Genomic DNA, 18,619 nt, shown 5'->3' on the forward strand with positions numbered 1-18,619 from the left:
ATTCTAATTTTTCAGGTTTGCTAAGGGAATTCCTAACCAAGCTTGAAAGTTTTCTTGCTGGGTTGAATTGGGATTTTCCACAGCTACAATTTTGTAATTGTTAGGTTGTGGTTCTGCTAAAGTCACTGGGAGAGTTTGCAATTCATCTTGATGGAAAATTGACAATTGAATTGTATCTCCTGGTTGATAATCTTTTAACCTGTCGTTTAATTGATCTGCATTAACTCGCATTCCATCAATTGCTAGTAATTCATCATCAGCACTAACGCCAGCTAGTTGTGCTGGTGAACCAAATTCTACAAATTCAATCTTTTGTTTGCCATTTTGAGCTTTGGCTTTTAAGCCAATATAAGGAGGTTGATTTTCATCAAGATCGGCTTCTAAACGTAAGCCAAAAGGTGCTAAATATTCATCAAAAGGTAACTCTTCAACACCGTCGATGTAGCTGGCGAAAAAGTCACTTAAATCTTTTCCGGCTACTAATTCGATCGCCCCTTGCAATTCCTCAGCTGTAAACCCAATTTCCGCCTTACCGAAATTTTCCCACATATAGCGCATCACATCATCTAGCGATCGCTCATTTCCCTGTCTCTCCCGAATCAGCAAATCCAACAAAAACGAAATCATTTCCCCTTTCAAATAATAGGAAATCTGACAATTATCACTATTGGCATCCCGGCGATAAAGCTTAATCCAAGCATCAAAACTCGACTCACTCACAGGCTGAACTTTTCTACCAGGTTTAGTCTGTAATAAAGTAATTTCCTTGCCTAAATTCTGCAAAAAAGTCTTAGCATCATAGACTCCCGCCCGAAACGGAATCTGTAAATCGTAATAGCTAGTTGTTCCTTCCGAAAACCACAGGGAAGAAGTGTAATTTTCCCCATCATAATCAAACTTTTCCAAACCTTTCGGGCGCAATCTTTTCACATTCCACAAATGGAAAAACTCATGCGCCACCAACTGCATGAAACTCTCATACTTATCCTGTTTGCGGAAATTAAACCGGGGATAAATTAACGAACAAGCATATTTATGTTCCAAACCGCCACCGATACTTGGAGACAAATGTAGCAAAAACAAATATCTTTCGTAAGGTAAACCTCCAAAAATTTCGGCTTCTACCTCAATAATTTTTTTCGTATCCTCAATAATTCGTTCTGGTTCAGCATTTCCCTTTCCCCAAATCGCTAACTCATGGGATTTGCCCAATACTTCAAACTGATAAAATTGATGAGTGCCTATTTCAAAAGGACTATCCACCAAAGTATCAAAATCTGCCGCTACAAAAGTATTGGACATCCCGGAAACCGCACTTAAAGGTGTAGCAATGCGCCAATCTGCTTGGGGAGTAACAATAGTAATTGTAATTGCTTGTTCCGTAAATTCTGGGATATAAAAACACAGCGCCGCCGGATTAAAATAACCGTGAGAACTATCTAAATGATTAGTCCTTACCGATAACTCATTAGCAAAAACTCGATAGCGCACCGTAACTTCTGAAACCCCATTTGTTCCCACTTGCCAGTGATTTTTGGCTAACTTCTGCCAAGGCAAAATTGTGTTTCCCGCTAGGGCAGAAAAATCTTGCAAATTTTTAGCATACTCGCGCACCAAATAAGAACCGGGAGTCCAAACGGGAAGTTTTAAATCTAAAACTGGTGCTAACCATCCCGAAACTTGTAAACTCACCTCAAACAAATGTGAATTAGGTTGAGGCATCGCCACTTGAAAGTGTATTTTAGGTGTAGTGCGTGGCAAATTGCTAGGGCGAACAGTAGTTGCTTCTGTCATGGCAGTGGAAAATTGATAATGTTTATTTACTTAGCTCAAAATTGCTTGCTCGATATTTTGCCAGAGGATAAAATTGCGCTAATCCTCTCCCCTACCCGGTCAAAAAGTTGTCACAGCTGATTAAAGTTTTCCTGCTAGGTGCGCCAACTGCTTAACATTGATTAAATGGATAACTTGACGCGATCGATCGATTTTAATCCAACCCTTACTATCTAATTTCTCCATAATCTTAGTAGTTTCCTCAACACCTATATCAGCCACATCAGCCAAATCTTTGAACGGAATATTATAAATTTCCGTTCCCGTATCCGTGACTTGACCGTAGTTTTCTCCCATAGAAACCAAACTGTTAGCCAACTTAACTGCGGGTGGTTGATGACGTAATTGAAAACGAATATTCATCTGGCGCAGTCTTCTGACCATCAGTTGTAGCATTCGATGGTGTAACTGTGGGTCTTTAAACAAAGTTTGGATAAATCGCTGAGCGTGGACGCTGAGTAACCGCACTGAGGACAAGGCAATCACATCTGTAGAACGCGGAGATTCATCGAGAATCGCCATTTCTCCAAAAAAATCGCCCTTTCCTAGAATTGCCAGCGATATGCGATCGTCGCCAGCGATGCGACGGACTTTTACCCAACCGGATAGGATAAAGTAAACCGCATTACCCCAGGCATCTTCCATCAGAACTGCTCTGCTGGCGGGATACTCGTGTTCGTCGGCAACCGATAGCAACCATTCTAAGGTCTCTGGATTGACCGTATTGAAAAGCGGAAAAAGTTCACTAAAATCTTCAGTCTGCATGAAAGATCTTAAAATCACGATTACCAGCATCGGCAGCAATAAAAGTCTTCTCCTTGGTTGAACAAGGGCTGCTTTTGTGGCAGAAACAATTAGCACTTTCTATCGTAGTCTAGGGATGGGTAATTTAGGCTTTTTCGGCTGTAAGGAATTTTTTATTTAAAGAGAAAAGCAGCAACTCCCTTCTAGATTATTGTGTGTTATGTTCATTTTTCTTGGCTTGAGCTTGTACAATTCTTAAATATTTAATTTGTTGTTCCACGCTCTGAACTAATTCATCTAAAGCTGGCAGAGCTTCTAGCTGATCTGTGTTTAAGCTAGGGTCAAGATTAGTCCGATCGCGAATTTCATTAACTTTTTGCTGCAACTGCTGGGCAATGTTTAAAGCATCTCGACTCAAGTTTTCCAGCTGTTGCTGTTGATAAAATTTCAAAGCTGCGCCCCGCAGTACTTGCAGGGTTGCTTCTTCGCCATAAGTACCAGGCATCACTCGCAGGCGTAGCAGCAAGCGGTTTTGCCTGTAAATGCGTTCAATTTCTGCTTGCTTTGGTTTTTCCACTGGCAACATCGGCAAGTGGGTTAACCGCTTGAGTTCTTGAATTAACCCCTGGAGGATGGAGGTATTGACTCCTTCTAAGACTAACTGGAGAACTCCGTTTTGGCTCCAGAGAATGCGTCCTTTGTCGCTATGGTTTTCTAAATATAATCGACCAATTCCTCCGGCTAATACTCTGGCGAGTAATTCATTGAGTAAAACTTTGGGTGGCAGTGTTGCCAAAACTTCGATCGGACTAGTTAAGTATTGCGCTTCTACTTGCAACATCGGTAAACTCAAACCTGGATTGGGAACAACAGGTGGTGTTTGTGCCGATCTTTTCGCACTCTTACTGGCAGATAGTGGTTTCTGCGCTGTTATATGCTGCCCTACTGTTGGGGGTGAATTTACTACTGGTGGGATTTGTTCCTCGATATAATCTTTCGCCGATTCTTCATCATCTAAAATCAGCGTGGGTTTATTATCTTGGGTTAACTTTTCTTTGGTTATTTCTTGTGACTCTGTGCCGGGTGCTGTTGGCTTTAACTGTCCTGTGTGGCTTAAGTAAGCTGAGAGCAATGCTTGGTGATTTTTGGCTGAAAGTGGCTGTGGTATTAGCGAGCAGTTCATGTAAGCCAAGATGCGGCGAACATAATCCAAGGTTTCTGTATCGTTAGGATTTACCATGCCTAAGTTCAGGCGGGTTCCCTCTAGGGAAAGAGGTATAACTTGATGATATAAACAGGCTTCAAAGGGAAGAATACCATCAATCAGGCGGAACATTGCTTCATTGATCTGAAGCGGGTCATCTTTCATTGATGAAAAAGTCTCTCCCTGAGTTTTGGTGTGCTTGCTTTTTATAGTGTTAACTTCTACAGGTGGCATAAATATTTACTTTGACCTGGATGATTTTTTCTGATTCGTTCCCTTTTCTTGGCCTTACTGTTGTTGTAAATCGCTGTTTAATTCCGGTTTGGAGAAAATTTGAAGTTAGCTCAAATTTTCTCCTGCCACACAAGTTGGAGGAGTTACTCTAGCTAAATGACAACTTTTCAGGTCAGCCAAAAATCAATTAAATTTTGCCTGTTAACTTTTAGTGGTTTTTCCTGAACTACTCAGGATAAATACCTAACTAAGTATCAGGTTCAGATACACCCTTGTTTAATTAAAGGATATTATAACTTTTGTCTTCTGATAGTGGATACCTATCTTTAACGATCGCAAATCTTTGCACCGTATTACTCTCTACCCCAAAAGGGAAATTATTTCCTGAATCTTTATATTTCTTTACTAAGCATTGCGTTTTTCTTGCGCTGCCAGGTAAAGTTTACTCCATTCCCCCATCACTTGATTTGTTTTCAGGTTTAAATCTTGGGCTACAGCTTCTAGGGTTTTACCAGTAGTTAATTTGTCTAACAGTCGCCGTTGTTCTGGTGTTAAACTCTCCCAATATTCTTGCCACTGACTTGGGGTTAAAATCCGAGACGGTGTTCGGTAAGGGAGGTTTCTAACCAGGTGGAAACTATCTCTGGTTGTACTTTTAGGGCAAAAACTTTGATGGCATGGTAGCTGATTTTTTCCCGCAAGCGATAGATTTCTTTGATCGGTTTGTTTAAGGCGCGGGCTATTTCTTCTTGAGATCTTCCTTGAAGATAAAGCCTTAGCCATTCCGAGGCAAAAGAATCAATATTTTTGGCTAAATAAGTTTCAAATTCTGTTTTGACGGCGAGACGGGCGGCAAGTTTTTCCTCCCATTCTTGGTTTTCTTGGTATTGCGCGATCGCTTGATTATCCAATAAACTTAACGGGTTGTCTGCTTCTTCCGGGACTATTTCTTCGGAAACTAAGCGCACTAAGTCTCCGGTTGGTACTTGGGTAATACCTCCCCGTTGAGAACGCCGCAAATAGTTAACAAAACGATACAGTAGTAAAGGTTGGTTGCGAATCGGGCGCATACAGTACTCTTCGGTACTGGTTAGCAACAGAGCATTCCGCAATCTCGAATCTTCTGTACATTCCCGTATCCAGCCAATTTGCTCTTGTAGGTAGCGATCGGACTGTAATAATTCTTGAATTACTTCCTGGAGAACATCAACTACTGCTCTTTGGCGATCGCGACTCAAGGCTACCCAAGTCTTAATTTTATTGCGGAGCATCACCAAAGAACCCAAGCGAGTCATTAAATTTTTATATGCTCTTTCTGGCCCTACTCCTAAATATCGATGCCGTAAAATCCGGTAACGATAGTCTATTGCTTGTCTGGCAATTGTTAACTGATTCGGGGCTAAGGTTTCATAACGCTCTGTTTCTTTTCCCAATAACCATTTAATAATACTCTCTTGGGTCTGTTGGCTGATGTTCTCACAGTCCACTTGCAGCTGCTTTCGCAATTCATCTGCCAGTTTTTCAGCTATTAACATGGACTCTAGCTCCTCAATTCCCTATAACGAAAAGTATGCCCACTATCTGACTCAAAACGTTCACCCATTATGGGTAGTGTTTACCTTGAGAGATGTATTTTTTGACGACAGGTGAAGTGAACCAAGCTTTCTTGGCAGGTTTTTCTAGTATATTTTCTCCACTTGTGTAATTGTCGCAGGTGTTTTAGATCACAACCATTGGGAGAGTAGACTCACCAACCGCAAATGTTAAATTTTGTTAAGTTAACGGTGTATAAAAAAATCTTTGTCCTCAACACTGTTTGCCACTATGAAATTAGAATCTATAGAGATGCGCCTGCAAACACTCAAGCAAGAACAGGATGTAATTGTTAATCAAGTGGACAATGCGATCGCGCTTTTTGATCGATCCCACCAACTAATCCTATTTAACATTAAGTTGATCCAGATTTGGGGATTATCTCCCGCGTTTCTGGAAACCAAACCTACGGATGAAGTTGTGTTTAACCATATTGTAGAACAGGGCTATTGGTCACAATCACAAAAGCAAAACTTAGAAACATATTTGGGAAGAGCAGATACAGCAAACACTTGTTTATACTTACAACAAAGTAATGGCATTTGTTTAGAAGTTTACACTACATTAACCTCTGACGGAGGACGTTTATTTACGTTCCGCGATGTGACCAAATATCAGCAAGCATTGCGTTCGACCAGCGAAACCCAAGCTTCCTTAAATGCGGAAGTCAAGCGGTTAAATTTTTTACTACAACTTACAGAACGACTCCAACCTGCTACTGATTTAAAAGAATTAGGCAGATTTGCTCTGAGCTATTTGGTAGAGGTAACGGGCGCAGCATTCGGAGATGTAAAAGTAATTATAGGTAATAATAATCAGCGTTATGCAAGCGCGATTACAAATCAGATTTCGGGACAATTTATTGCGACTCATGGAGAAATAGCGGTTGCGGAAATGGAAGCGTTACTAAATCAAGGCATTCCTTATGGTGAAGGGTTACTCTGGGATGTGGTGGAAACAGGCGAACCGCTGTTTGTGGAAGATTACTATAAACACCCGAAAGCTTTAGCAGGATTTAAACATCCGGCGATCGGACAATTAGGCATTTTTCCGATTCCGGCAGCCGATGGTACGATTATCGGAGTGCTAACTTTGGAATCGCGCAGTTTACAGAAGTTACAAGAAGCGCCGCAACAGGATATGCTGATTGCAGCTTGTCGGACTTTGGGAGTGGCGATCGAACGGGTGCAAGCGCAAGAAAATTTACTGCGGATTAATGAAGACTTAGAACGCGCTTCGCAGATGAAGTCAGAGTTCTTAGCTTCAATGTCTCACGAATTACGCACGCCGCTCAATAGTATTTTAGGATTTTCTGATTTATTGATTCGCCAAAGTGCGGGTTCTTTGAGCGATCGCCAACTCAGTTATGTTCAGACGATCGAAAGAAGCGGCGAACACCTGTTACAGCTAATTAACGATATTCTCGATCTTTCCAAAATTGAAGCTGGCAAAGTTGAACTGAACTTAAGACCAATTTCGATCCCTTATCTTTGTACAGAATGCCTGAAAATGATTCAAGTGCGGGCATTGAAAAAGCAACTGGCGCTGACTTTGGAATTAGATTACCGTTTGGAACAGGTGAACATTGATGAACGTCGCGCTTGTCAGATTTTAATTAATCTGCTTTCCAATGCGGTAAAATTTACCCCCGAAGGCGGACAAATTAAACTTTCTAGCCGTTTAGCTTATGGTAGCCAATTAGAGAAAGAATATCGTCCCGATCGCTCTGCGATCAATCCCAGTACTCCTTACCTCTGCTTGGAAGTGGAAGACTCCGGTATTGGTATTCCCAGACATAAATGGCATTTGCTGTTCCGCCCTTTTCAACAGGTGGATGCTACCCTAACTCGCCATCACGAAGGTACAGGTTTAGGTTTGGTGCTCACAAAGCGGTTAGCAGAATTACATGGTGGTACTGTCTCTTTAGAATCGCAAGTAAACATAGGTAGTAAGTTTCGCGTTTGGATACCTCTGACGGAAATGCGCCAGCAACAACCTAGAATGGCGGATTTAGAGTTTCCCCAACAGTCGAAAATTAATCTAAAACTCAAACAACCCTCAACTTCTGGCGCAGCATCCGAGAGTAAGCGAGTTTTGGTGGTGGAAGATCAACCCTACAACCAAGCTTTTATTTCGGAAGTGCTCGAACTTGAAGGATATAAGGTAGAGATGATTTATGATGGCGGAACGATGATGCAAACAATTTATTCTCCTTTAGTTACGCCCCAGACTTTACCAGATTTGATTTTAATGGATATTCAATTGCCCCATGTGGATGGAATTCAGATTATCCGCCAACTGAAGGCGCATGACTTGTGGAAAAAAGTGCCAGTGGTTGCAGTGACAGCGATCGCTATGTCTGGCGATCGCGATCGCTGTTTAGCTGCTGGCGCTGACGCTTACTTGAGTAAACCCCTGAAAGTCGATGAGTTAATTGCCTGTGTGCGCCTATATACCAACAGCGAATCAAAAGAAGTAAATCCGTAAATCACCAGGCACAGAGTTGAACATTTATAATTATATTGTTTCAATATATTAAGAAGGCTTGACAAATCGGGGAATAAAATTCCTTACAGCTAGCTTACTTGTAAGAACAAAGCGGGTGTATCTTTATTACCAAAGGCTTTAAAAATTAAAGACTTTGGAATTATTTCTAACTTTAAACCTGATTTTTGATGTTTGTGGTTGTACCACATTAATAGTTTTGTCTCCTTAATTATGCTAAACCACCCGCCAAGAATTTTGCTCGTAGATGACGAACCTGTGAATATTACTTTACTAGAAAGTTTACTCCAATCAGAAGGCTACGATACCCTGTCAGCGGTTTCTGGAATAGAAGCACTGACAATAGCTAAAACATCAATTCCCGACTTAATTGTACTGGATATTATGATGCCAGGAATGAATGGTTTTGAGGTTTGCCAAAAATTGCGAGAAGATAGTATTTTAAATACTATACCAATTATTTTTTTGACGGCATTAGATGACGATCGTTCTAAATTGCGCGGTTTAGAAGTGATGGGAGATGATTTTTTAACTAAACCGTTTAAGAATGGATTACTTTTAAAAAAAATTTCCAGTATTTTCCGACTTCAGGAAATGCGATCGCAACAAATTCAACAAGAACTTAAAGAGAAAACTAAACGCCAATTATCAGCAGCTTGGAATATTAATTTAGCACTTTCCGAAAAGTTACGGTTATTTGTTCCCGATCAATTTCTGCGGCGCATTGCACCCACTGGAGTAGAATCTATTCAATTAGGCAATGCTCAAGAAGAAGAAATTACTGTTTTATTTTGTGATATTCGGAAGTTTACGGCTATTTGTGAATCCCAATCTCCTAGCGAAACTTTTCAATGGTTAAATGTATTTTTTAACCAAATGAATGCTTGTGTCATGGCAAATCACGGGTTTATAGATAAATACTTGGGTGATGCTTTAATGGTAGTATTCGATCGCCCAGAAACTCACCCCCAAGATGCGGTAAATGGCGCATTGATGATGCAACAAAAGCTTGTTGAATTTAATTGCGATCGCAGCAAATACAAATTAGAAATACCGATTAATATTGGCATTGGAATTCATACAGGAAAAGGCATTATCGGTGCTTTGGGTGCAGATTCTCGCATTGATTCTACTGTAATTGGTGATGTGGTAAATACAGCAGCAAGATTGCAAGAATTAACCAAACATTATGAATGTGGAATTATTGCTAGTGATTCAGTAATTTCTCAATTGACACTATCCGAATTTTTTGAAATACGTTGGATCGATCGGGTAGTACCCAGAGGTAAACAACAAGCACAAGACATTTACGAAATTTGCGGTAAAAGCATCCCCCCGACAAATCAACCACTAATATTGACTTAAGCAAAATTACTTTAATTCTTGGGTTTTAATCTCCTACCTGGATTAGATAAACTATCAGCAAATAACCCAATCCCTGTCAGGGTACTATTAGCTGGTACTGCTGGTTGTACGGAGGGATTTAAAGGATAAGTTCTTCCATTAAATCGCATTAAATTATATTCTGGTTTAGCACCACCGCCACTAGTAAGAAAAACTAAATTTTTCCAGCCAGAATTACGTTGAGGAGTAACTAAAATAGGCGGATTTACTAAAGTGTGTTGAGAAAGTAATTGATAATCTTGCCCTTTAGGAGTGTAAATTAAAGCATTACAACCACCTGAACCGCAAACGTAGGAACCTACTAAATATACAATAATTTCTGGTTGATTGTCGCCGTTTAAATCCAGGCGATTATAATAGTAACGGACATAATTTTCGGGATTTGTTTCGTTGTAATCAGTAAGGTAATCTCGTAAAATTGCCCGTTCTAATTTGGCATCTGGGGAGGTTTCGGATTTTAAATACTGAATGTTGCCAATTTTTACGCCATTCAAGGGTTTAAATTGGGTGGTTTGTTGGGATTTGACTGGTAAGGTTAGTTGTACAATGGTTGTGATGGTTAAGGCGATCGCACTAACTCGAAATTTAAAATTCATATTTCTATTAATCTAATCTGTCTGTTGGCGTTTCAAGATGTTTAACTTCGGAAGTGGATATTTGGTTGCGGAAAGGCCAGCCCGATCGCTTATCATAGTTAGAGGCGATCGCTAAAAGCAACCCAGCTAAGATGAATACTGGTAATGGTAATGATAAGTGTTTCATCCATTTAAAAAGTTGGGCTAAAGCAAACAATAATAGGAAGCTAGCAAACCAAACTCTCATTTTTTTACCTCTTTTTATATGTGAAAGGGAGGGCGAATATAGCAATCTTCAATCATTTGCAAAGGCTATAATTTATTTTGAACCACGTTCGCGTAGCGTGCGCGTAGCGCATAGACACGATAGCGAAGCGAAACGCGATAGCGTTTTAGAACACGAAGAAAGAAGAAGAAAGAAGAGGAACAAGATAGCTAACTCAGCTTTGGTAGTAAGACAGATTTCCATCGATTCTTACTTTAGCTATAAAATAGTCAATCTAGACAAAGGTTACACTGGTATTTGTGCTTAGTGTAATTTTCGCGCCAAGAGGGATTCTGTGTCACCATTAACGCCGGAAGTCAAGCAGCGAGTGGAACAATTACGGCAAAAGCTTCAGGAAGCAAGCTATGCCTATTATGCTCTCGATAATCCAATTATGGAGGATGCGGTATACGATCGCTTGTACCGGGAATTACAAGATTTAGAAACACAATACCCCGAAGTAATTACCCCAGATAGTCCAACGCAGCGAGTTGGTGAACGTCCCGCCAATCAGTTTACCTCAGTGCGGCACAATATTGGACTCTACAGTTTGGAAAATGCTTTTAATATAGATGAGTTTGCCGCTTGGCAGGAACGTTGGCGGCGTTATGGGAAAGAACAGGATATAGGGAAAGAATCTTTTGAGTATGTTTGTGAATTGAAAATTGATGGTTCAGCTTTGGCGTTAACTTATGAAAATGGGATATTAGTTAGAGGTGCGACTAGGGGTGATGGTGTTACCGGAGAAGATATCACCCAAAATGTGAAAACCATTCGTTCCATTCCCTTAAAATTAAACTTAGAAAAACCGCCCTTTCGCGTCGAAGTACGGGGAGAAGCATTTTTAGCATTAGATACTTTTAAACAAATAAATCAGGAACGAGAAAAAGCGGGAGATACTTTATTTGCAAATCCTCGCAATGCTGCTGCGGGAACTTTGCGCCAATTAGATTCTCGCATTGTCGCACAACGCAGGTTAGATTTCTTCGCTTATACTCTACATATTTACGGAAAAGATGACGCGGAAATTGCCCAAACTCAATGGGAATCTTTGGAATTGTTACAAAAAATGGGTTTTAAAGTAAATCCCAATCGCAAACTTTGTCAAACTCTGCAAGATGTCGCAGATTACTACAATTATTGGGATACAGAAAGGTTAAATTTGCCCTACATGACTGATGGGGTAGTGGCGAAACTAAACTCTTTAAAACTGCAAGAAAAACTCGGTTTTACGCAAAAATTCCCCCGTTGGGCGGTAGCTTTAAAATATGCCGCCGAAGAAGCACCAACTCGCGTCGAAGCTATTAGTGTAAATGTAGGAAGAACAGGCGCAATTACACCTTTGGCGGAAATGACTCCGGTACAATTGGCGGGAACAACGGTTTCACGGGCGGCGCTGCATAATATTGATTATGTGCGATCGCTAGACATCCGCGTAGGAGACACCGTAATTGTTCACAAAGCTGGCGAAATCATCCCCGAAGTCGTCAAAGTTTTAACCGAACTTCGCCCCCCCAATACTCAACCTTTTCAAATGCCAACTTGTTGCCCAGTTTGCAATCAACCTGTGGTAAAGTTACCCGATGAAGCAGTCACCCGCTGCGTTAATGCTTCCTGCCCCGCAATTTTAAAAGGCGCATTGGTACATTGGGGAAGTCGTGACGCTTTAGATATTAACGGATTAGGCGAAAAACTAGTGCATCAAATGGTAGAAAAAAACCTAGTCCATTCAGTTGCCGATTTGTATGATTTAACCCCCGAAAAACTCATGACTTTAGACAGAATGGGGAAAAAATTAGCCACTAAATTAATCGACGCAATTAATCAATCAAAAACTCAACCTTGGGCAAGAGTATTATATGGTTTAGGCATTCGTTTAGTAGGTAGCGTCAACGCCCAAACTTTAACCCAAAAATTTACCAATGTAGAACAATTAGAAGCAGCTTCAGCAACATCTATTGAAGCAGTTTATGGGATTGGTGCAGAAATCGCCCAAAGTGTGTTTCAATGGTTCAAAGTTCCTGCCAATCAAACCTTAATCGAAAGGTTAAAAGCAGCAAATTTACAACTGGCAAATCAAGAATCCGCCCTAAGTTCCACAACTCAAAGTAACAAATTTAACGGTAAAACTTTTGTCCTTACCGGAACTTTGCCCACCTTAAAACGCGATGAAGCTAAAGATTTAATTCAAAAAGCAGGGGGAAAAGTCACAAGTTCGGTAAGTTCCAAAACTGACTTTGTAGTTGTCGGAGAAGACGCAGGTTCTAAACTCCAAAAAGCTGAAGAATTAGGAATCACCCGATTGTCGGAAGCGGAACTTTTAGAAATGTTAGAAAATTGAAATCTAGATCCCCGACTTCTTTAAGAAGTCGGGGATCTGGGGAGAATTAAACTTTTAAATATCGCCAATGACACTTCATCAAAGTTCGGGAAAATGGCGTTTAGGGTTAGCGCTATCACTATTAACAGTCTTGTTATGGGGTATTCTACCAATAGCCCTGAAAGTAACACTTCAAGGATTAGATCCCTACACCGTTACTTGGTTTAGATTTTTAATGTCTTTTGGGTTACTGGGTGTTTATTTAGCTACCAGAAAACAACTACCTTCAGGGGAAAAATTACGTTCTCTTCCCTTAACTTTGTTAGGAGTTGCCAGCATATTTTTAGCCCTAAACTATATCTTTTATCTAATAGGTTTAGCTTACACAACTCCAACAAATGCCCAAGTTTTAATTCAACTTGCTCCCGTATTAATGGGATTAGGAGGAATTTACATTTTTAAAGAACGTTATACCCTGATACAATGGACAGGTTTAGGAGTATTAACGTTAGGATTTGCCCTGTTTTTTAATGAACAATTAAAAACCTTGATTACTGCTCAAGGGAAATACTTATTTGGTTCAGCTTTAATCATCATAGCTGCAATAGTTTGGGCAATTTACGGTTTAGCACAAAAGCAACTTTTGCAACAATTAACTTCAGCCAATGTCATGTTATTAATTTATGGCATTTGTGCAGTTTTATTTGCTCCCTTTGCTCATCCCCAATCCATCCTTAACTTAACTCCTTTGCAGTTAGTCATGCTAATTTTTTGTGGTTTGAATACAGTTATTGCTTACGGTGCTTTCGCTGAATCTTTAGAACATTGGGAAGCATCTAGAGTCAGTGCTGTATTATCTACTACTCCGATCGTTACTTTACTATCAGTTTGGATGGTAACATTTTTATTTCCCAGTTGGATTGTGACAAATAATCTGACAACTTTAGGAGTTTTGGGAGCGCTTTTAGTTGTAGTTGGTTCAATGTCTATTGCTTTAGGAAAAAAACATTAATTCCTGATGATAATAACTTAAATTTAACCAACGGTTATATATTTTAACAAATTATTTGATATTTGTGTAAGACTTATTTGCAGCTTTGTTTAAAATCACACAAGTCTCGACGTTTTGAGAATTTTTAGTCACTATAGTACTAGGTAACGATCGTTGTTAAGCTTTTTTGAACGACGCTCTGCCAAGTTTTTGCATAATTGGTTTTTGTGAAACCTCCTAAACTATGCGTAAATTCACTTATTCGATCCACAAGTCTTTTAACTGGGTAGGAATTTTGCTAGGAATTTCTCTGGTGACAACGATCGGATCTGCTTTTCCGGCTCGATCGGCAGAAAGAGTGCAAGTATCCTTAGACATATTAAATCGGACAATTTCTGTAGATTCTTTGGAAGCTTACGCTAAAAGAGGGGTAGTTAACCAAGATTTAGCACCTTACGTTCGATATGTTAATCCCCAAAAACAAACCCTGCTACGTCAGATTTTACTCAAACGTTTAGAAATTAGACCGATCGCAGTTTCTCAATTCTTCAATACACCACAAGCTGAAATTTTACTGCGAAGATTAGGACAAATTATTCAGACGGAATCAGGACAATATGGTTCCCAAGCAATTCAAAAAGCGTTAATTTCTGCCGCTAACGATCCAGAGGGAATTACCTTACTAAATGTTTTACGCAAATTTCCGGCGACAGGAGTCAGAATTGATTTAGCCAAAGGGTTACAACTAGCTGATGATTTATCTAAAGTAATCGAGCAAACTAATAAAGCAATTGCAGCTGTCAATCAACAAGCAACTACTGTAGCAACAAATCAAACTCCTGCACAAATAGCTGCATTACCAAACTTACGCCAACCGGGATCTTTCACTATTAACAAACAAACAATACAATTACGAGATCTGCGCCGCAACCGCAGTTTTCAAGCTGATATTTACTTACCAATTCCTGATAATACTAGCCAGCAACCAACACCAGCACCAGTAATTGTCATTTCTCATGGTGTAGGTTCAGATAGAGAAACCTTTGCTTATTTAGCTCAACATTTAGCTTCTTTTGGACTAGCAGTTGCTGTATTAGAACATCCAGGTAGTAATGCCCAGCAAATACAAAATCTGATTGAAGGTAGAGCGGAAGAAGTTGCTCAACCTCGTGAATTTATTAATCGACCTTTAGACGTTAAGTTTCTTCTTGATGAATTAGAAAGACTTTCCCAAACAGATATCTTATATCAAGGTCGTTTAAATATGCAACAAGTAGGAGTAATTGGTCAATCTTTTGGTGGTTATACTGCATTAGCTTTGGCAGGTGCAGATATTAATTTTGCCAGTTTGCAAAAGGATTGTGCTGCCATTAATTCTTCTTGGAATTTGTCACTTTTACTGCAATGCCGTGCTTTAGTTTTACCAAACTACAACTATAATTTGCAAGATTCTAGAGTCAAAGCGGTAATTGCTATTAACCCCATTAGTAGTAGCGTTTTTGGCAAAAATGGACTAGAAAATATTAATATTCCAGTTGCTATAGTTGCGGGGAGTGCTGATACAGTTGCACCCGCCTTGCCAGAACAAATAGCGCCTTTTACCTGGCTAGATAATCCAAATAAATACTTGTTAATTATGAATAACGGTACACACTTTTCTACTTTAGCTGAGTCTCAATCTAGTGTACCTTTGCCGTCATCAGTAATTGGCCCCGATCCTGCCTTGGCGCGTGATTACATGAAAGTTTTGAGTGTAGCTTTCTTTGAATTTTATGTTGCCGATCGCCCAGAGTATAAAGCTTATTTGACTCCAGCCTACATCAGATATTTGAGTCAAGAGCCTTTGCCTTTAAGTTTGGTGCGATCGCTCTCCGAAGCTGAGTTACAATTAGCATTAGATCGCCCATCTCCAGAGTTAATCATCTCACCTAATCGTAACTAAAAATCACCAATTATTCATTACTAAATCGTGCAAGGTTTCCTCAACTTAAACAAACCATTTGGCATTACTTCTCACGACTGCGTAGCTAAAGTACGCCGTCTATTACATCAAAAAAAAGTCGGACATGGCGGCACACTAGATCCCGCAGCCACAGGAGTTTTACCCATTGCCTTGGGTAAAGCAACTCGCCTGTTACAATACCTGCGGGAAGACAAAGCATATCACGCCACAATTAAATTAGGCGTAACTACAACTACAGACGATTTGCAAGGAGAAGTAATTGCCGAAAATTCGGGAAGTAATCTCACTTTAGAACAGGTAAAATCAGCGCTGGAAAAATTCAAAGGAACTATTCAGCAAATTCCACCTAATTATAGTGCAATTCAAGTTCAAGGTAAACGTTTATATGAGTTAGCCCGTGCCGGAGAAACGATTACAATTGCCCCTAGATCTGTGGAAATTAATCAAATAAAAATCTTAGATTGGCGTATTGGAGAATTCCCGGAATTAGACTTAGAAATTACTTGTGGGCCTGGAACTTATATTAGAGCGATCGCACGGGATTTAGGAATAACCTTACAAATTGGTGGAACTCTCGCCGCCTTAACTCGCACCGCCAGTTGTGGTTTACAATTAACCGAAAGTTTGACTTTTCCAGAGTTAGAAAATCAAATAGAACAAGGAACATTTAACCCTATTTCTCCAGAAACAGCTTTAAGCCATTTAGAAGTAGTTAACCTAGCCGAACCAGATGCCCGTCGCTGGTGCCAAGGACAACGCCTATCTCTACCGGAAAATTACCCAAAATACTCTTTGGCAAAAAAGCGAGTCCAACAGGAAAACGGTCAATTTCTAGGAATTGGGGAAATAGTAAACTCAGATACCACACAGATATTAATTCCCCAACTTGTATTTGAACCAATCTCATAACTGAGAAAAAACTAGTTTGGGCAATATTTACTTTGTATTCCCACATTAAGTAAACTTAAAATTGCCAATTAGTTGAGCCAAACAATGCTGAACTTGCTATCTTGGAAATATAAAAAAATCAATTACCAAAGGTATACAAATGAGTAGGGATGAAGCAAGAGGAATTATCAATGAATTAAAAGCCCAGGTGTTCATCTTGGGTGGTACTGTTGCCTTAATGTGGATTGTGGAATTTTTCGACCTCATCGTTTTCCGAGGTAGACTGGACTACTTTGGGATCATTCCCGGTTCAACTATTGGACTGCGTGGCATCTTATTTGCACCGTTTCTACATGGAAACTTCGTGCATCTAGCAGCCAACACCATTCCCTTTATCACCCTTGGCTGGTTAATCATGTTACGAGAAACCAGCGATTTTTTCATTGTTAGTGCCATTTCCATGATCGTTAGTGGTCTAGGCGTTTGGCTATTTGCACCACCTAATAGTATTCATATTGGTGCTAGTGGAGTTGTGTTTGGCTATCTGGGTTATTTACTATTTCGAGGTTATTTTCAACGTAGTCCAGGATCTATTATTTTATCATTATTCGTAGGCTCGCTTTACGGTAGTATGATTTGGGGTGTTTTTCCCTCACAAATCGGCATTTCTTGGCAAGGACATTTGTTTGGCTTTATCGGTGGTGCGATCGCAGCGCGTTTACTTACCCGCAAAAAGTACTAAAATTATTCCTAAAAAGCGCTGTAACTGTTACCACAATTCTCAACTACCCAATCAGATCGCCCAAAAAGGCCAAAATATACAAGTAGTTGACGAGAGTAGCTAACTTAGGGATACTGTTGGTCTATCAGGGCGCAGATGCAAAAGCTACCTAAGCCCAGTACTGTGAGGAGTTTAACCTGATGACCAATCTGTGTCAAAAAGTCGCTTTGGCTGGTGCTGCTACTGTTGCAGTGGCGGCTACTATAATCATGGCTGAGTCTGCCTCGGCTCAAAGCGTTGCTATTTGCCAGAGTGTTAATTTTGAAACCATAAGATGTTCAATTAATACCCGACGTGGCGTATTTCTCGAAAGACAATTATCTCGCGCCGCTTGCATAGAGGGTATTGATTGGACTTACGGTAGAGGTTTTGTTTGGGTAAGAAACGGATGTCGCGCCGAATTTCGCTCAGGCGATGTCAGCGATAACTGGAACGCTCCCGACGAAGAAATATGTTGTATCCAAGAGTGTTACCAACCACCAAGACGCAGACAGGGTGTTCGTCGCCCCAGAAGAATTCCGCGTTGCCCATAATCGGGAGCAGGGGGAAAGTTTTGAGTTTGGTGTTAATGAACTTCCCAAGAGTCCCCTCTGCTTAGATGTCTAACATCTGCAACAGTTTTTTCTTTAGAGTATCCAGACCTAAATTTTGAGTGGCAGAAATAAAGACAGCTTCAGGATATTTTTGTTGGGCTAAAGCTAAATTTTCGCTATTAACGCGATCGACTTTATTAAAAGCTAATAATTTAAGATTTAGCTATCTTGGGCTATAAATGCTTCAAAGAGAAAGTTGACTATTTAACCAAATCAATGTCTGCAATAATTCCCATCTCAACCTTTTTCATTGGCTGTAACGGTTTACTAGCTTTGGGTTTATCCTATCAGGTAGTTATGGAACGTACCCGGACTCGCATTTGGCATGGAGCAACAACCGCAGATGTTGCCTCACAACCTGATTACCTAAAGAATCCTAATGCCTGGGCTGCTTTTGTGGAACAACTGACGCAAAAGACTGTTGTGACAAAAGAAGCAGATGATGGGGTGTTGCAGCGAAAGATTAGAGCCTACGGCAATTTTACTGAGTATGTTCCGATCGCTTTATTATTTCTGGTAGCTCTGGAATTGATGCAAGCTGCAACTTGGTTGATTTGGATGTTGGGTGCAATGCTAATTGTGGCACGGATTGCCCATGCTTGGGGACTGATTCAAACTTATGGACCTTCGCCGGGACGAGCGATCGGCTTTTTCGGCACTTGGTTAGTCTACATTATCGGTAGCGTGGCTTGTGTCTACTATAGCTTGCAGCAATTTTGATTCTTA

At 40.3% G+C, this 18,619-nt stretch carries 14 protein-coding genes and 1 pseudogene; 9 read left to right on the plus strand and 6 right to left on the minus strand.

Annotation, left to right across the window (positions count from 1 at the left end):
• Positions 1-3 precede the first annotated feature (3 nt).
• The 4 genes and pseudogenes from ACE1CI_RS17810 to ACE1CI_RS17825 all read right to left on the minus strand — a co-directional run bounded on the left by ACE1CI_RS17810 (position 4) and on the right by ACE1CI_RS17825 (position 5,550).
• Positions 4-1,794, minus strand: coding sequence for a M61 family metallopeptidase (locus ACE1CI_RS17810; RefSeq protein WP_413263498.1), 1,791 nt, complete (start codon positions 1,792-1,794; stop codon positions 4-6).
• A 120-nt stretch (positions 1,795-1,914) separates the two neighbouring features.
• Positions 1,915-2,598, minus strand: a complete 684-nt coding sequence (locus ACE1CI_RS17815; protein ID WP_413263497.1) for a Crp/Fnr family transcriptional regulator — start codon at positions 2,596-2,598, stop codon at positions 1,915-1,917.
• Positions 2,599-2,785: 187 nt separating this feature from the next.
• Positions 2,786-4,015 (minus strand): ATPase, T2SS/T4P/T4SS family, encoded by a 1,230-nt coding sequence (locus ACE1CI_RS17820; RefSeq protein ID WP_496615540.1) that lies wholly within the window; start codon positions 4,013-4,015, stop codon positions 2,786-2,788.
• Positions 4,016-4,420: 405 nt separating this feature from the next.
• Positions 4,421-5,550, minus strand: a pseudogene (locus tag ACE1CI_RS17825) (HetZ-related protein 2).
• Between the two features lie 289 nt (positions 5,551-5,839).
• On the opposite strand from ACE1CI_RS17825, the gene ACE1CI_RS17830 reads away from it, so the two are divergent.
• Both ACE1CI_RS17830 and ACE1CI_RS17835 read left to right on the plus strand, forming a co-directional pair.
• Positions 5,840-8,095: a response regulator gene (locus ACE1CI_RS17830; protein ID WP_496615541.1), complete on the plus strand. Its 2,256-nt coding sequence runs from the start codon at positions 5,840-5,842 to the stop codon at positions 8,093-8,095.
• 231 nt (positions 8,096-8,326) lie between these two features.
• Positions 8,327-9,478, plus strand: coding sequence for a response regulator (locus ACE1CI_RS17835; protein ID WP_496615542.1), 1,152 nt, complete (start codon positions 8,327-8,329; stop codon positions 9,476-9,478).
• An 11-nt stretch (positions 9,479-9,489) separates the two neighbouring features.
• Here ACE1CI_RS17835 and ACE1CI_RS17840 read toward each other — a convergent pair whose 3' ends face one another.
• Both ACE1CI_RS17840 and ACE1CI_RS17845 read right to left on the minus strand, forming a co-directional pair.
• Positions 9,490-10,113 carry a COG3650 family protein gene (locus ACE1CI_RS17840; protein WP_413263492.1) on the minus strand — a complete coding sequence of 208 codons (624 nt, stop codon included), beginning with the start codon at positions 10,111-10,113 and terminating at the stop codon, positions 9,490-9,492.
• 7 nt (positions 10,114-10,120) lie between these two features.
• Positions 10,121-10,339 (minus strand): hypothetical protein, encoded by a 219-nt coding sequence (locus ACE1CI_RS17845; protein ID WP_413263491.1) that lies wholly within the window; start codon positions 10,337-10,339, stop codon positions 10,121-10,123.
• 313 nt (positions 10,340-10,652) lie between these two features.
• Between ACE1CI_RS17845 and ligA the strand changes: the two genes are divergently transcribed.
• The 7 genes from ligA (at position 10,653) to ACE1CI_RS17880 (ending at position 18,613) form a co-directional block, all read left to right on the plus strand.
• Entirely contained in the window at positions 10,653-12,698 is a 2,046-nt protein-coding gene (ligA, locus tag ACE1CI_RS17850; protein WP_413263490.1) for an NAD-dependent DNA ligase LigA, read from the plus strand.
• 67 nt (positions 12,699-12,765) lie between these two features.
• The gene (locus ACE1CI_RS17855; RefSeq protein WP_413263489.1) at positions 12,766-13,689 is read left to right on the plus strand and encodes a DMT family transporter; all 924 of its coding nucleotides are present in this window, start codon (positions 12,766-12,768) and stop codon (positions 13,687-13,689) included.
• A 223-nt stretch (positions 13,690-13,912) separates the two neighbouring features.
• Positions 13,913-15,610 carry an alpha/beta hydrolase gene (locus ACE1CI_RS17860; protein ID WP_413263488.1) on the plus strand — a complete coding sequence of 566 codons (1,698 nt, stop codon included), beginning with the start codon at positions 13,913-13,915 and terminating at the stop codon, positions 15,608-15,610.
• A 27-nt stretch (positions 15,611-15,637) separates the two neighbouring features.
• Entirely contained in the window at positions 15,638-16,540 is a 903-nt protein-coding gene (gene truB, locus ACE1CI_RS17865) for a tRNA pseudouridine(55) synthase TruB (RefSeq protein WP_413263487.1), read from the plus strand.
• A 139-nt stretch (positions 16,541-16,679) separates the two neighbouring features.
• Positions 16,680-17,261, plus strand: coding sequence for a rhomboid family intramembrane serine protease (locus ACE1CI_RS17870; RefSeq protein WP_413263486.1), 582 nt, complete (start codon positions 16,680-16,682; stop codon positions 17,259-17,261).
• A 179-nt stretch (positions 17,262-17,440) separates the two neighbouring features.
• Entirely contained in the window at positions 17,441-17,833 is a 393-nt protein-coding gene (locus ACE1CI_RS17875; RefSeq protein ID WP_413263485.1) for a DUF3011 domain-containing protein, read from the plus strand.
• Positions 17,834-18,109: 276 nt separating this feature from the next.
• Complete coding sequence (locus tag ACE1CI_RS17880; RefSeq protein WP_413263484.1) at positions 18,110-18,613, plus strand: MAPEG family protein; 504 nt, start codon at positions 18,110-18,112, stop codon at positions 18,611-18,613.
• Positions 18,614-18,619: the final 6 nt, after the last annotated feature.

The organism is Floridaenema flaviceps BLCC-F50, from assembly GCF_041929275.2.
GTDB lineage: Bacteria > Cyanobacteriota > Cyanobacteriia > Cyanobacteriales > Aerosakkonemataceae > Floridanema > Floridanema flaviceps.

What these genes read in the sequence shown, in the direction of transcription:
- ACE1CI_RS17855 (WP_413263489.1), top strand. Translation starts at nt 12,766, where the DNA reads ATGACACTTCATCAAAGTTCGGGAAAATGGCGTTTAGGGTTAGCGCTA.
- ACE1CI_RS17830 (WP_496615541.1), top strand. Translation starts at nt 5,840, where the DNA reads ATGAAATTAGAATCTATAGAGATGCGCCTGCAAACACTCAAGCAAGAA.
- ACE1CI_RS17820 (WP_496615540.1), bottom strand. Translation starts at nt 4,015, where the DNA reads ATGCCACCTGTAGAAGTTAACACTATAAAAAGCAAGCACACCAAAACT.
- ACE1CI_RS17860 (WP_413263488.1), top strand. Translation starts at nt 13,913, where the DNA reads ATGCGTAAATTCACTTATTCGATCCACAAGTCTTTTAACTGGGTAGGA.
- ACE1CI_RS17815 (WP_413263497.1), bottom strand. Translation starts at nt 2,598, where the DNA reads ATGCAGACTGAAGATTTTAGTGAACTTTTTCCGCTTTTCAATACGGTC.
- ACE1CI_RS17835 (WP_496615542.1), top strand. Translation starts at nt 8,327, where the DNA reads ATGCTAAACCACCCGCCAAGAATTTTGCTCGTAGATGACGAACCTGTG.
- ACE1CI_RS17810 (WP_413263498.1), bottom strand. Translation starts at nt 1,794, where the DNA reads ATGACAGAAGCAACTACTGTTCGCCCTAGCAATTTGCCACGCACTACA.
- ACE1CI_RS17870 (WP_413263486.1), top strand. Translation starts at nt 16,680, where the DNA reads ATGAGTAGGGATGAAGCAAGAGGAATTATCAATGAATTAAAAGCCCAG.
- ACE1CI_RS17840 (WP_413263492.1), bottom strand. Translation starts at nt 10,113, where the DNA reads ATGAATTTTAAATTTCGAGTTAGTGCGATCGCCTTAACCATCACAACC.
- ACE1CI_RS17875 (WP_413263485.1), top strand. Translation starts at nt 17,441, where the DNA reads ATGACCAATCTGTGTCAAAAAGTCGCTTTGGCTGGTGCTGCTACTGTT.
- ACE1CI_RS17880 (WP_413263484.1), top strand. Translation starts at nt 18,110, where the DNA reads ATGTCTGCAATAATTCCCATCTCAACCTTTTTCATTGGCTGTAACGGT.
- ACE1CI_RS17845 (WP_413263491.1), bottom strand. Translation starts at nt 10,339, where the DNA reads ATGAGAGTTTGGTTTGCTAGCTTCCTATTATTGTTTGCTTTAGCCCAA.